Genomic DNA, 14,219 nt, shown 5'->3' on the forward strand with positions numbered 1-14,219 from the left:
ACGGCCGCCAGGCAGCCGTATTACAGGGGCCTGTCGGCGGAGGGAGAGGCCGTGGCGCCACTCGGGTCGCTGGCGGTGCACATCGCCGCGACGTAGCTTCGGGTGGGGGTGTCACCAAAGCCCAGGCGAATGCGGGTCGCAAGATCGAGCGAGGCAAGATTGTAGGTGCCGGGCAGGCCCAGGCCACCATTGGCGTCGATGGCCATCATGTCCTTCATGCACATGCGGTTGTTCTCCACGCAGCGGTTCAGGATCGCGTCGTACAGGCCGCCCGCCACGCTGCCATAGTGGCGCACGGGTTCGCGCTCGCTCGGGCGCTCGAGTTGCAGGTAGGCATCGCGGCTCAGTTCCCCGCCGCCAGCCTTGATCTTCTGCACCCACTGGTCGAAGTTGCCGTTGCTCAGGCCATGGAACTTGAAGCGCATGCCAGAGAAGCCGGCACCGCTGTAGTTGGCCGAAAAGCCCTCGAATTCGCCCGGTTTGTTGATGACCGCGTGCAGCTTGGTCTCCATGCCTGGCATGGCGTAGATCTGGCCGGCCAAGGCCGGGATGAAGAACGAGTTCATCACCGACGATGCCGTGATTTTGAAGGTGATCGGACGGTCCACCGGCGCGGCCAATTCATTCACTGTGGCAATGCCCTCTGCCGGATAGAAGAACAGCCATTTCCAGTCGAGCGCGACCACCTCGACCACCAGGGGTTTTGTTCCCGCCGGGATTTCGCGCTGGGCGTCGAGCCGGCTGAGTGGCCGGTAGGGATCCAGCGTATGGGTGCTGATCCAGGTCAGCGCGCCGAGCGCGATGATGATCAGCAGTGGCGCCGCCCAGATCACCAGTTCGAGCTGGGTGGAATGATCCCAGTCCGGGGAGTAGGTGGCCTTGGTGTTGGACCTGCGGTAGCGCCAGGCAAAGAACAGTGTCAGGAAGATCACCGGAACGATGATCAGCAGCATCAGGAACGTGGAGATGTAGATCAGGTCACGCTGCTGAACGGCGATGTCGCCGGACGGACGCAGCAGTACTGCATTGCAGCCTGAGAGCAGGGCGACCACAGGAAGCAGTAGCAGTGCGCGGAGTTTTTTCAGGGGAGGCATGCCGTGCAGGAAGAGAGGAAAACGGAGGGCGATAACCCGCCAAATGTAAGACGATTGCTGTCTGGTGGACATTGGACGTTTTGTCCTATAGTGGGACCCGATGGGCCAAGCAATTTCTGCGCCGTTTGAGCCGGCGACGCGAAGCCCGAATTACCAAGGAGCAGGCATGACCTTCAGTACAAGTCCGGATTCTTCCGCGCTTTCTTCGTACACGGCGGGGCGCGGTGTGCAGCAGCCTGTAGGCCATGGCGACCATGGCGACCACGGAATCGCTCCGGGTGAGATCGCCATCGGCGTGATCATCGGGCGAGCGTCGGAGTATTTCGACTTCTTTGTCTACGGTATCGCGTCCGTGCTGGTCTTTCCCGCAGTGTTCTTCCCATTAGAGACGCGGTTGGAAGGAACACTGTACGCTTTCGTCATCTTCTCTTTCGCCTTCATCGCCCGGCCGCTGGGATCGGTCGCTTTCATGGCGATACAGCGTCGATGGGGGCGTGGAACCAAGTTGACTGCGGCGCTGTTCCTTCTGGGCATTTCCACTGCTGGCATGGCCTTTTTGCCTGGCTATACCAGCCTGGGTTTCTCCGCGGTGGTGCTTCTTTCCGTATTCCGTTTCCTGCAGGGAATAGCGCTGGGTGGGTCCTGGGATGGCCTGCCCTCGCTCCTGGCATTGAACGCGCCCCAGAATCGCCGTGGCTGGTACGCCATGCTCGGCCAGCTTGGCGCGCCGATCGGCTTCATCGTGGCCAGCGGGCTGTTCCTGTTCCTGCATTCGGCGCTGTCGATGGAAGACTTTCTCGACTGGGGCTGGCGTTATCCCTTCTATGTCGCATTCGCCATCAACGTCGTTGCGCTTTTTGCGCGCTTGCGGCTGGTGGAAACCAATGAGTACTCTCGCCTCCTGGAGGAGCGAGAATTACAGCCGACAGACGTCGGTGAAATGCTGCGCACACAAGGCAGCAATCTGCTCATCGGCGCTTTTGCAGCACTGGCAAGCTACGCGCTGTTTCATCTTGTCACGGTGTTTCCTCTTTCGTGGATCGCGTTGCATGCCACCCAGCCGATCAATGATGTGCTGGTCGTCCAGATGGTGGGGGCCGTGATCGCCATGGGCGGCATCATCGCGTCGGGTCTGATCGCCGATCGCATCGGCCGGCGCAGCACTCTTGGCATCCTCGCATGCCTGATTGGTGTGTTCAGCGTGTTTGCTCCCGTGCTCCTGGGAGGCGGCCCGTTTGCGCAGGATGTCTTCATTCTGGTTGGTTTTGCGCTGCTGGGCCTGTCCTACGGTCAGGCGGCGGGGGCGGTGACCGCCAATTTCGCTTCCAAGTACCGCTACACCGGTGCGGCTTTGACCTCGGATCTCGCCTGGTTGATCGGTGCGGCGTTCGCTCCGCTGGTGGCCCTGGGGCTGTCCGCCAATTTTGGCCTGGCCTATGTGAGCATCTACCTGCTGTCGGGGGCGGTTTGCACGCTTGCCGCGCTCCGGCTCAACCGCGCGCTCGAGATTCGCGATTGACCGAGGGCGTCCTGGCCGGCAGGCTATTGCAAGGGCCTTGGCTTGCCGGTCTACTCCGTTTGCACGACTCGTCCTTTCGTCCTTTTGTCGACGCGTGCAACTTGGACGGCCTTTTCATGGGTTCGGCGACAGGCTGAACCTCTTCTTTGCTCTGCGGCTCCGACCCGCCAAAGTCCGACAGCCTGCTGCCGGCTTCCGTAGGGAGGTCGGGCCAAAGCGGTTTCGGTGGCACAATCGCCACCCGTACAAGGCCCTTCCACAGCCACAGTCGCATCCGCCAATCGGTTCAGCCGTGTCGCGGAAGGTTTCAAACCAGCTAATGTTTTCCCAAGGGAAACGAAAGTAGCGCCTCATGAGCGAGACCACGTCTCTTTACAGCGCCTATCTAGGCAACACCTACCTCTTCGGCGGCAATGCCCCTTACGTCGAAGAAATGTACGAGAACTATCTGGCCAACCCTGGCAGCGTTCCCGACAACTGGCGCGAGTACTTTGATGCATTGCAGCACGTGCCTGCCGCCGACGGCAGCGACGCGCGCGATGTGCCGCATCAGCCGGTCATCAATGCGTTTGCAGAGCGTGCAAAGCAGGGGCAAACGAAAGTCGTCGTCGCCAACGCGGATTCCGAGTTGGGCCGGAAGCGCACCGCCGTCCAGCAGCTGATTGCGGCGTATCGCAACGTTGGCGTTCGCTGGGCGGACCTCGATCCGCTCAAGCGGACCGAGCGTGAGAACATTCCGGAGCTCGAACTGTCCTTTTACGGCTTCACCGATGCCGACCAGGAGACGGTGTTCAACACCAGCAACACCTTCTTCGGCAAGGAGACGATGCCCTTGCGCGAGCTCATGAATGCGCTGCGCGAAACCTATTGCGGCACCATTGGCGCCGAATACATGTACACCACCGACCAGAACCAGAAGCGGTGGTGGCAGCAGAAGCTCGAGAGCATTCGCAGCAAGCCCAGCCTCAATGCCGACCAGAAGAAGCGGATTCTCGACCGCCTGACCGCTGCCGAGGGGCTTGAGCGCTTCCTCCATACCAAGTATGTGGGCCAGAAGCGCTTCTCGCTCGAAGGCGGTGAGAGCTTCATCGCCTCCATGGACGCGCTGATCCAGGAGGCCGGAGCCAAGGGCGTGCAGGAAATCGTGATCGGCATGGCACACCGTGGTCGCCTGAACGTGCTTGTGAATTCGCTGGGCAAGCTGCCTGCCGATTTGTTCGCCGAGTTCGATCACACGGCACCGGAGGATCTCCCGAGTGGTGACGTGAAGTACCACCAGGGCTTCAGTTCCGACGTCGCTACCCCGGGCGGTCCCGTGCACCTGAGCCTAGCGTTCAACCCTTCGCATCTGGAAATCGTGAACCCGGTGGTCGAGGGCTCGGTGCGTGCCCGCATGGACCGTCGCGGCGACCCCGAAGGCCGCCAGGTGCTGCCGGTGCTGGTGCACGGCGACGCCGCTTTTGCCGGTCAAGGCGTCATCATGGAAACGCTGGCCCTCGCCGAGACGCGTGGCTACCACACCGGTGGCACGGTGCACATCGTCATCAACAACCAGATCGGCTTCACCACCAGCGATCCGCGCGACAGTCGCTCCACGCTCTATTGCACCGACGTCGTCAAGATGATCGAGTCGCCGGTGCTGCACGTCAACGCCGATGATCCTGAGGCGGTTGTGCTGGCGACCCAGCTCGCGCTCGAGTTCCGCATGGAATTCAAGAAGGACGTCGTCGTGGACATCATCTGCTACCGCAAGCTGGGCCACAACGAGCAGGACACGCCTTCGCTCACCCAGCCGCTGATGTACAAGAAGATCGCGGCTCATCCGGGCACGCGCAAGCTCTACGCCGACAAGCTCGCCGCCCAGGGGATGGGCGACACGCTCGGTGACGACATGGCCAAGGCGTACCGCGCCGCGATGGAGGCGGGCAAGCACACGACGGACCCGGTGCTCACCAACTTCAAGGGCAAGTACGCAGTCGACTGGAGCCCCTACCTGGGCAAGAAGTGGACCGATGCCGGCGACACCGCGATCCCGCTGGCGGAGTGGCGACGTCTGGCCGAGCGCGTGACAACGATCCCCACGTCGGTGACGCCTCACCAGTTGGTGAAAAAGGTCTATGACGATCGCGCCGCCATGGGCCGCGGCGAAATCAATGTCGACTGGGGCATGGGCGAGACCATGGCCTATGCCTCCCTGGTGGCCAGCGGCTATCCGGTGCGTCTGTCGGGTGAGGACTGCGGCCGTGGCACCTTCACGCACCGCCATGCCGTGATCCACGACCAGAAGCGCGAAAAATTCGACGAAGGCATCTATGTGCCTTTGTCGAATGTGGCCGACAACCAGGCGCCGTTTGTCGTCATCGACTCCATCCTGTCGGAAGAGGCCGTGCTGGGCTTCGAGTACGGCTACGCCTCCAACGATCCCAACACTCTGGTGATCTGGGAAGCACAGTTCGGCGATTTCGCCAACGGTGCACAGGTGGTGATCGACCAGTTCATTGCCTCCGGAGAGGTGAAGTGGGGGCGCGTCAACGGCCTGACACTGATGCTGCCGCACGGTTACGAAGGCCAGGGCCCGGAGCATAGCTCTGCTCGCCTGGAGCGTTTCATGCAGTTGTCGGCCGATACCAATATGCAGGTGGTCCAGCCGACCACTGCGGCCCAGATCTTCCACTTGCTGCGCCGTCAGATGGTGCGTGACCTGCGCAAGCCGCTGATCATCATGACCCCCAAGTCGCTGCTGCGCAACAAGGATGCGACCTCACCGGTCGCCGACTTCACGCACGGCGCCTTCAAGACGGTGATCGGTGACAGCCGTGAACTCAAGGCCGACAAGGTCAAGCGCGTCATCGCCTGCTCGGGCAAGGTCTACTACGACCTTGCCAAGAAGCGCGAAGAGAAGGGTGCGGACGATGTTGCGATCCTGCGCGTGGAGCAGTTGTATCCGTTCCCGCACAAGGCCTTTGCTGCGGAACTCAAGAAGTACCCACACGCGACCGAACTCGTGTGGTGCCAGGATGAGCCGCAAAACCAGGGCGCATGGTTCTTCGTTCAGCACTACATCCACGAAAACATGGCAGATGGGCAACGTCTGGGCTATTCGGGACGCGCGGCATCCGCTTCGCCCGCGGTGGGCTATTCGCACTTGCATCAGGAGCAGCAGAAGGCGCTGGTCGACGGTGCGTTCGCCAAGCTCAAGGGCTTCGTGCTGACCAAATAAGGGCACACGCCAGGTCCTCTCTCCCGATCAATCGAAAGAAATCAAATGGCTATCGTAGAAGTCAAAGTTCCCCAGTTGTCCGAGTCAGTGGCCGAGGCCACCATGCTGCAATGGAAGAAGAAGGTCGGTGAAGCCGTCGCGGCCGACGAGATCCTGATCGAGATCGAAACCGACAAAGTTGTGCTCGAAGTGCCCGCGCCTTCGGCCGGCGTGTTGGCAGAACTCGTGGTCGGTGACGGCGGAACGGTCGCGTCGGACCAGGTGATCGCGCGCATCGACACCGACGGCAAGGCCACAACTGCTGCGCCTGCAGCGGCTGCATCTGCCCCCACGCCGGGCGCCCCCGCTGCGTCGTCCAGCAACAAGTCCGACGTCGCCATGCCTGCTGCGGCCAAGCTGCTTGCAGACAACAAGCTGGCGGTCGCGGATGTGACGGGTACCGGCAAGGATGGCCGCGTCACCAAGGGCGATGTACTGGCGGCAGTGGCCGCACCAAAGGCCGCGCCGGCACCGGCTCCTGCGCCCAAGGCTGCACTGCCACAGGTCGCTGCGCAGACTGCCAGTTTCGCTGAACTGGGTGACCGCCCGGAGCAGCGCGTGCCCATGAGCCGGCTACGCGCGCGCATTGCCGAGCGTCTGCTGCAATCGCAGTCCACGAATGCCATCCTGACCACGTTCAACGAGGTGAACATGGCGCCGGTGATGGAGTTGCGCAAGCGCTTCCAGGATAGCTTCACCAAGGAGCATGGCGTCAAACTCGGCTTCATGAGCTTCTTCGTCAAGGCCGCCGTGCATGCGCTGAAGAAGTATCCAGTGATCAACGCTTCGGTTGATGGGAATGACATCGTCTATCACGGCTACTTCGACATCGGTATTGCCGTGGGCAGCCCGCGCGGCCTGGTGGTTCCCATCCTTCGCAATGCCGACCAGATGAGCTTTGCCGACATCGAGAAGAAGATCGCAGAGTTCGGCAAGAAAGCGCAAGACGGCAAGCTGGGCATCGATGACATGACCGGCGGGACCTTTTCCATCTCGAATGGCGGTACCTTCGGTTCCATGCTGTCCACGCCCATCATCAATCCCCCGCAGTCGGCCATTCTGGGCGTGCACGCGACCAAGGACCGCGCGGTGGTGGAGAACGGCCAGATCGTGATCCGCCCGATGAATTACCTGGCAATGTCTTACGACCACCGCATCATCGACGGCCGCGAAGCCGTGCTCGGCCTGGTCGCCATGAAGGACGCGCTGGAAGATCCGTCGCGTCTGCTGTTCGATATCTAGATCTGACGCACCCCCAGTCTTCGCGCACTTCGTGTCGCTTCGCCAACCCCCTCCGGTGGGCAACACCGGCGGCCCGGTCAAGCGGGTTCCGCGGGTGTTTTGCGAAAGCCCTCGGCCGACGCGCGTGACAAGCAAATGAGAGAACACAATGTCCAAACAATTTGATGTGGTCGTCATCGGTGGCGGTCCTGGCGGCTATGTGGCCGCCATCCGTGCTGCGCAACTGGGCTTCAGCGTGGCGGCGGTCGACGAAGCCAAGAACGCCAAGGGCGGTCCGGCGCTCGGCGGCACCTGTACCAACGTCGGCTGTATCCCGTCCAAGGCGCTGCTGCAGTCTTCCGAGTACTACGAGCATGCGTCCAAGCACTTTGGCGAGCACGGCATCGAGGTCAAGGGCCTGAGCCTGGATCTCGCCAAGCTGCTGGGGCGCAAGGACACAGTCGTCAAGCAGAACAACGACGGCATCCAGTACCTCTTCAAGAAGAACAGGATCACCTTCTTCCATGGCCGCGCCTCGTTCGCCGCCGCGAAGGACGGTGGCTATGAACTCAAGGTCGCCGGTGCTGCTGAAGAGACCATTACCGCCAAGCACGTCATCATCGCCACGGGTTCCAATGCCCGCGCATTGCCCGGCGTGCCCTTCGACGAGGAGAGCATCCTGTCGAACGACGGTGCTCTGCGTATCGGCGCGGTGCCGAAGACGCTGGGCGTGATCGGCTCTGGTGTCATCGGCCTGGAGATGGGTTCGGTCTGGCGCCGCCTGGGGGCTGATGTCACGATCCTCGAAGGCCTGCCGACCTTCCTTGGCGCGGTGGACGAGCAGGTGGCCAAGGAGGCGCACAAGGCCTTCACCAAGCAAGGCCTGAAGATTGAGCTAGGCGTCAAGGTCGGTGAGGTCAAGTCCAGCAAGAAGGGTGTGAGCATCGCCTACACCGACGCCAAGGGTGAAGCCCAGACGCTCCATGTCGACAAGCTGATCGTCTCCATCGGGCGTGTGCCCAATACCATCGGCCTGGACGCTGGCAAGGTCGGTCTGCATCTGGACGAGCGCGGTGCCATCGTGGTCAATGATGATTGCAAGACCAACCTGCCCAACGTCTGGGCGGTGGGTGATGTGGTGCGCGGCCCGATGCTGGCGCACAAGGCTGAAGAAGAGGGCGTTGCCGTCGCTGAGCGAATTGCCGGCCAGCACGGGCATGTCAACTTCAACACCATCCCGTGGGTGATCTACACCAGTCCCGAAATCGCATGGGTCGGCAAAACCGAGCAGCAGCTCAAGGCCGATGGCGTGGCTTACAAGGCAGGTTCCTTCCCCTTCCTGGCCAACGGCCGGGCCCGGGCGCTGGGGGACACGACCGGCTTCGTCAAGTTCCTGGCCGATGCCAAGACGGATGAAATCCTGGGCGTGCACATCGTCGGCCCCCAGGCCAGCGAGCTGATTTCCGAGGCTGTCGTGGCAATGGAGTTCAAGGCCAGCGCAGAAGACATCGCCCGCATCTGTCACGCGCATCCTTCGTTGTCCGAAGCCACCAAGGAAGCCGCCCTGGCGGTGGACAAGCGTACCCTCAACTTCTGAGGTGGTTGCCCGCATGTCCGTCCGGGAGGCCTACGAGGCCGAGTTGCGCACGCGCGGCTTCGCCAGCGACCCTGCGCAGGAGCGCGCCGTCGACGCGCTGCAGCGTTGCGCAGATGACTGGGCGGCTTACAAGGAGAAACGCTCCAGCACCTTGCGCCGGCTGCTAGCGCGTATCGAGGTGCCGCGCGGTGTCTACATGTACGGCGGAGTGGGGCGGGGCAAGAGCTTTCTCATGGATTGCTTCTTTGGCGCCGTCCCCCTGCGGCGCAAGGTACGCCTGCACTTTCATGAGTTCATGCGCGAGGTGCATCGCGAGCTTGCGGGCCTGCAGGGCACTGTAAATCCACTGGACGTGCTGGGCGAGCGCATCGCGCAGCGCTACCGTCTGATCTGCTTCGATGAATTCCACGTTGCGGACATCACCGATGCGATGATTCTGCACCGGCTGCTGATGGCGCTGTTCGAGAACGGTGTGGGGTTTGTGACGACCTCGAATTTCAAGCCGGACGACCTGTATCCCGGTGGTTTGCACCGTGACCGCATCCTGCCGGCCATCGACCTGCTCAATGCCCGGCTGGAGGTCATCAACGTCGACAACGGTACGGATTACCGTAGGCGCACACTGGAACACGTCAGGCTCTACCATACGCCCCTGGGGCCGCAGGCCGATGCCGAGATGAGTGAGGCTTTCGACCGCCTGGCGGAGACCCGGGATGAAGATCCCGTGCTGGTCATAGAGAGCCGGGAAATCCGGGCGCGACGCCGTGCGGGCGGGGTGGTATGGTTCGACTTCGCCACCTTGTGTGGCGGGCCGCGCTCACAGAACGACTATCTCGAAATCGCCACTCAGTTCCATACGGTGTTGCTCAGCAATGTCCCGCACATGCCGGTACGCATGGCCTCGGAGGCGCGACGGTTCACCTGGCTGGTCGATGTGCTGTATGACCGCCGGGTCAAGCTCATCCTGTCCGCCGCGGTTCCGCCCGAGGATTTGTATACGGAAGGCCCACTTGCCCATGAGTTTCCCCGTACGGTGTCGCGCCTCAACGAGATGCAGTCCGCGGAATTCCTGGCTTTGGAGCGCCGCACCGTCGATACGGGCCTGACTTGATGAAGTTCCTGCTGCTACTCTGGCTGATGTGGGGCACTGCGATGGCGCAGACGACTGCCGGAGAGGCCTCTTTTGCGCAAGCAGATGCTGCGTTGGCCAGGCTGCATGAGATCGATGCGGCTCGCGCCGGGCTGCAGGCGAAGCAGGCCGCCGAGCAGACCGCCTGTTATCAGCGGTTTGCCGTGAATGACTGCCTGACCGAGGTCAAGTCGCGCTACCGGGCGCCGTTGCGGGAACTGCGCCAGGAGGAGCTCTCGGTTCGCGATGGCGAGCGCGCTCGCAAGGAGCGGGAACGCCAGGCACGATTGGAGGAGCAGCGGCAGCAGGATATCCAGAACAAGGAGAGTGCTGCGCGCCGCGCGCAAAGTTCGGCGTCGTCCGAGCAAAGGCAGGCGGATGCCGAGCGTCAGCGAAAGGAACGCGAGGCGGCCCAACCCGCGCAAGCGGAGCGGGCCCGTGCGTCGCGCGCCCAGCAGGAGCGCAGCCGCGCCGATGCCGAGGCAGCGCAGCAGCAGCGTGCTGCCGACGCGCCTGAGCAGCGGCGGCGTTTCGAGGAGAACCAGCGTGCGGCACAGGAGCGCAGGCAATCGCTGCAGCGTCGTCAGCAGGAGCAGAGGGACAGCGGCAAGCCAGCCGCCAAGCCGCTGCCGATCCCTCCGCCTTGATGGCTTCCGGGCTCGTGTGGCTCAGATCCCGGCTTGCAGCGGTTCCACCTTGATCACCGCGACCGACAGGTTGTCGCCCGCGCCATGCGCCCGATGCCTGGCGGTTTCGATCATCCAGTGCACCGCCTCACGCGGCGCCAAGGTATCGAGGCTCTTCGCCATCTCGTGCGGCCGCAGGTAATGCCAAACGCCGTCGCTGCAGGCCATGACCACGTCGCCCGGCTGCAACTGCGCGATGGCATGAGTGCGCACCGGTGGATTGGCCTCGCTTCCCAGGCATGCCAGTAGGATGTTCGATTGCGGGTGGGCTTCGGCATCGGCCTCGCTGACCTCGCCGCGATCCACCAGCGCTTGCACATAGGAGTGGTCCACGGTGCGAAAGGTCAGCTGGCGATGGTGAAAGTGGTAGATCCGTGAGTCCCCCACGTGCACCCAGTGACATTCGCCGCGTGGGCTGATCAGAAATGCGGCCAAGGTGCTGTGGGGCTCTTCCTCGGAGGAGATCGCGATCAGACGTATGACCAGATGGGCTTCCTCCGCTAGCTTGCGCAGGAAGTCCGCGGGCCGGTCCTGCGCGGGGGCATATCGCTCGAACAACTGGCGCGCAGTAAGAATGACCTGGTCCGCAGCCTTGCGCCCTCCGCTGCGCCCGCCCATGCCGTCGGCCACCACGCCCAGTACACAACCGTGGGTGTGAGGATGGGTCAGCAGTGCCACCTGATCTTGCTGATAATGGCGGTCGCCCTTGTGGATCCCCGTGGTGCCGACGAGCCTGTAGCCTGTGTTCATGCCGGATAGTGGATGCCGACGGTATGCCGGCATGTCATTCCTCCCATTTCTATTATCGAACCAGGCTGCGGTGCCTTGGCAGCATCTTCTGACGGACTCTTCTTGAACAGTTTCCCCGAGCCTTCGCCGCTGGTGCAGCAGGTCGTCGCGGCTTTCCTGCCGGATGGCGCCCTGGCGCGGATCGACGACCAGTTCCGGACTCGCGAGGGGCAGGCCGACATGGCGATCGCCGTGGCGGAGACGGTGGAGCAGGGCGGTGTGCTGGTGGTCGAGGCCGGCACCGGCGTCGGCAAGACCTTCTCCTATCTGGTGCCGGCCATCCTCAGCGGTGAGCGTGTACTGGTGTCCACGGCGACCAAGACCTTGCAAGACCAACTGTTCCAGCGGGACCTGCCCCACCTGGTGCAGGCCTTGGGCGTACCGTTGCGCACGGCGCTGCTGAAGGGCCGCTCCAGCTATCTTTGCCTGCATCGCCTCGACGCTGCCAGGCAGAGCGCGGAAGATGTCGATCCTTTCGTGGCACGTGGCCTGGCCAAGGTCGAGCAATGGTCGCAGGCCACCTGCACCGGCGATCTGGCGGAGTTGCCCGGCCTGGACGAACGCTCGCCCGTCATCCCGTTGGTGACCTCGACGCGAGACAACTGCCTGGGCGCGCAGTGCCCGAAGCTGCGGTCGTGCCATGTCAATACGGCGCGGCGCGACGCACTGGCTGCGGATCTCGTAGTGGTCAACCACCATCTTTTCTTTGCCGATCTGGCGGTGCGGGAGTCTGGTATCGCCGAGCTACTGCCGACAGTTCGGGTGGCGATTTTCGACGAGGCGCACCAGCTCAACGAAACCGGCGTGCAGTTCCTTGGCATGCAGTTCAGCACAGGTCAGTTGCAGGACTTTGCCCGCGATCTGCTGGGGGCCGGCCTGTCCTATGCCCGCGGGATGGCCGACTGGCCGGAGGCCAGTAAAGCGATCGAGCGTTCGGCCCGGGAACTGCGGCTCTCGCTCGGCAGCGCCGCGCCGGGAGCCCGTCTTCGCTGGTACGGTTCGGCGCCCGAGGGGGCCTCTCCCTCCGGTTGGGAAGATGCCATGCGGACGATCGATCGCGCCTGCCAGGAGGCTCTGACCGTACTCGAGACTTGCATGGAGATGGCGCCGGACCTCCAGCGGTTGCACGAGCGTGGCCTCGAACTGCAACGCAAGGCCGCGCATTTCGCCAAAGACTGCAGTGCAGGTGCCGTCCGTTGGGCGGATGCAGGGGTACAGCTGCGCATGGTCGAGTCTCCGCTGGACATCGCATCGGCGGTCCGCACCCGCCTGCTGCGCCTGCCTCCGCACGCGCAGGAGACATCGATGGCGCAGTTCATTGAGACCTCGGAGCCAGGCGAGCGGCCACGCGCCTGGATCTTCACCTCTGCGACGTTGGGCGACGAGCCTCAGTTGCGCTGGTTCACCGAGCCCTGTGGTTTGGAAGGCGAGGCGAAGGTGCTGCAGGTGAGCAGTCCGTTTGACTACGCCGCGCAGGCCGCGCTCTACGTGCCGGCATGGCTGCCTCGGCCGGCTGATCCGGGGCATGCGGCGGCACTGGCGCGCCTGTGCGCTGATGCCGCAGAACGGCTCGGTGGCCGGACGCTCGTGCTCACCACGACGCTGCGGGCCTTGCGCACCATAGGCGACGCGCTACGGCAATACTTCGACGCCGGCGGCGCCATCGAAGTCCTGGTGCAGGGGGAGTGGCCGAAGCGCCGCCTGATGGAGCGTTTCCGCGCAGGCAGCAATAATGATGGCGGGCGGGGCTGTGTGCTGGTGGCGTCCGCTTCGTTCTGGGAGGGGGTGGACGTGCCGGGAGACGCACTGCAGCTGGTGGTGATCGACAAGCTGCCTTTCCCGCCGCCCCATGATCCTCTGGTGGAGGCGCGCAGCCAGCGGCTGGAGCAGGCCGGGCGCAGCGCCTTCCGGGACTATTCCGTGCCAGAGGCCGCGGTGGCCCTCAAACAGGGGGCTGGTCGCCTGATACGGCGCGAGACTGATCGCGGCATTCTGGTAGTTGGGGATATCCGGCTCACCACCATGCCCTACGGGCGCCGTCTATTGGCCGCACTGCCACCCATGCGGCGCCTGGATTCGGACGACGCCTTCTATGCGGAGCTGGAATCGCTCACCACACCTTCCACCACGGATCCGTATTGCGCTTGAAGCCCCGCGCCAGGTACTCGCTCTGCGGGAAATTGGTGTCCAGCACGCGTCGCGTGTCATCCCGCAACTGCACCATGCCCAGCGCATCGTAGGACCGCATCAGAATGTACAGCGCCTCTTCCACTGCCGGGACATCGCGATAGTCCGAGATCGCGATCTGCGCCCGGTTGATGGCTGCCACATAGGCGCCGCGGTTGAAGTAATAACGTGCGACATGCACCTCGTACAAGGCCAGCGAGTTGACGATGTAGGTCATGCGCTGGCGCGCATCCGGGGTGTAGCGCGAGTCGGGAAAGCGTGTGGTCAGCTCGCGGAAGGACTCGAAAGAATCCTTGGCGGCCTTCTGGTCGCGCTCGGACAGGTCCTGTCTCGAAATGAAGGAGAACAGCCCCAGGTTGTCGTTGAAGTTGACCAGACCCTTGAGGTAGAGCGCATAGTCGAGCGCCGGGCTGGCCGGGTGCAGCTTGATGAAGCGGTCCAGCGTGGCCAGCGCCTGCGCCTGTTCGCCCCCCTTGTACTGCGCATAGGCCTTGTCGAGCTGAGCCTGCTGGGCAAGCGCCGTACCGGCCGCGCGCCCTTCCAGCTTCTCAAAAAGGGGGACGGCCTTATCGTAAGAGCCGGAATTGAGCTCGTCCTTGGCCTCGGAGTAGATCCGGTTGGGGCTCCAGCCGGCGGTCTTGTCCTCAACCGTACTAGAGCAGCCTGCCAGCAGGCTCGCCAGAAGGGCCGCTGCGAGGATGGGCTGAACCGATAATTTCACTCGACGCATCACGGAAA

Annotated in this window: 10 protein-coding genes; 7 read left to right on the forward strand and 3 right to left on the reverse strand. The window is 63.2% G+C overall.

Going from position 1 to position 14,219, the window contains the following annotated elements:
* Nucleotides 1-20: 20 nt before the first annotated feature.
* Nucleotides 21-1,094, reverse strand: coding sequence for a ubiquinol oxidase subunit II (gene cyoA, locus JHD63_RS03815; RefSeq protein ID WP_198969397.1), 1,074 nt, complete (start codon nucleotides 1,092-1,094; stop codon nucleotides 21-23).
* Nucleotides 1,095-1,260: 166 nt separating this feature from the next.
* On the opposite strand from cyoA, the gene JHD63_RS03820 reads away from it, so the two are divergent.
* The 6 genes from JHD63_RS03820 (at nucleotide 1,261) to JHD63_RS03845 (ending at nucleotide 10,466) form a co-directional block, all read left to right on the forward strand.
* Nucleotides 1,261-2,613, forward strand: coding sequence for an MFS transporter (locus JHD63_RS03820; protein ID WP_198969331.1), 1,353 nt, complete (start codon nucleotides 1,261-1,263; stop codon nucleotides 2,611-2,613).
* Between the two features lie 352 nt (nucleotides 2,614-2,965).
* Nucleotides 2,966-5,833, forward strand: a complete 2,868-nt coding sequence (locus JHD63_RS03825) for a 2-oxoglutarate dehydrogenase E1 component (protein ID WP_198969332.1) — start codon at nucleotides 2,966-2,968, stop codon at nucleotides 5,831-5,833.
* Between the two features lie 45 nt (nucleotides 5,834-5,878).
* On the forward strand, nucleotides 5,879-7,114 hold the full coding sequence (gene odhB, locus JHD63_RS03830; protein ID WP_198969333.1) for a 2-oxoglutarate dehydrogenase complex dihydrolipoyllysine-residue succinyltransferase: 1,236 nt from the start codon (nucleotides 5,879-5,881) through the stop codon (nucleotides 7,112-7,114).
* Between the two features lie 148 nt (nucleotides 7,115-7,262).
* The gene (gene lpdA / locus JHD63_RS03835) at nucleotides 7,263-8,690 is read left to right on the forward strand and encodes a dihydrolipoyl dehydrogenase (RefSeq protein WP_198969336.1); all 1,428 of its coding nucleotides are present in this window, start codon (nucleotides 7,263-7,265) and stop codon (nucleotides 8,688-8,690) included.
* A gap of 13 nt (nucleotides 8,691-8,703) precedes the next feature.
* Nucleotides 8,704-9,801 carry a cell division protein ZapE gene (zapE, locus tag JHD63_RS03840; RefSeq protein WP_198969338.1) on the forward strand — a complete coding sequence of 366 codons (1,098 nt, stop codon included), beginning with the start codon at nucleotides 8,704-8,706 and terminating at the stop codon, nucleotides 9,799-9,801.
* Entirely contained in the window at nucleotides 9,801-10,466 is a 666-nt protein-coding gene (locus JHD63_RS03845; RefSeq protein WP_198969340.1) for a hypothetical protein, read from the forward strand. The genes zapE and JHD63_RS03845 overlap by 1 nt, the downstream gene beginning before the upstream one ends.
* A gap of 21 nt (nucleotides 10,467-10,487) precedes the next feature.
* Here the strand turns inward: JHD63_RS03845 and JHD63_RS03850 are convergent, their stop codons facing one another.
* A complete protein-coding gene (locus JHD63_RS03850; RefSeq protein WP_198969342.1) occupies nucleotides 10,488-11,255 on the reverse strand; it encodes a PP2C family protein-serine/threonine phosphatase in 768 nt (255 codons plus the stop codon).
* A 219-nt stretch (nucleotides 11,256-11,474) separates the two neighbouring features.
* On the opposite strand from JHD63_RS03850, the gene JHD63_RS03855 reads away from it, so the two are divergent.
* Nucleotides 11,475-13,442 carry an ATP-dependent DNA helicase gene (locus JHD63_RS03855; protein ID WP_233167587.1) on the forward strand — a complete coding sequence of 656 codons (1,968 nt, stop codon included), beginning with the start codon at nucleotides 11,475-11,477 and terminating at the stop codon, nucleotides 13,440-13,442.
* On the opposite strand, the gene JHD63_RS03860 is transcribed toward JHD63_RS03855, so the two are convergent.
* Entirely contained in the window at nucleotides 13,405-14,211 is an 807-nt protein-coding gene (locus JHD63_RS03860) for an outer membrane protein assembly factor BamD (RefSeq protein ID WP_198969399.1), read from the reverse strand. The genes JHD63_RS03855 and JHD63_RS03860 overlap by 38 nt on opposite strands.
* Nucleotides 14,212-14,219: the final 8 nt, after the last annotated feature.

Origin of the sequence: Xylophilus sp. ASV27, assembly GCF_016428875.1 — a bacterium.
Classification (GTDB): Bacteria; Pseudomonadota; Gammaproteobacteria; order Burkholderiales; family Burkholderiaceae_C; genus Xylophilus.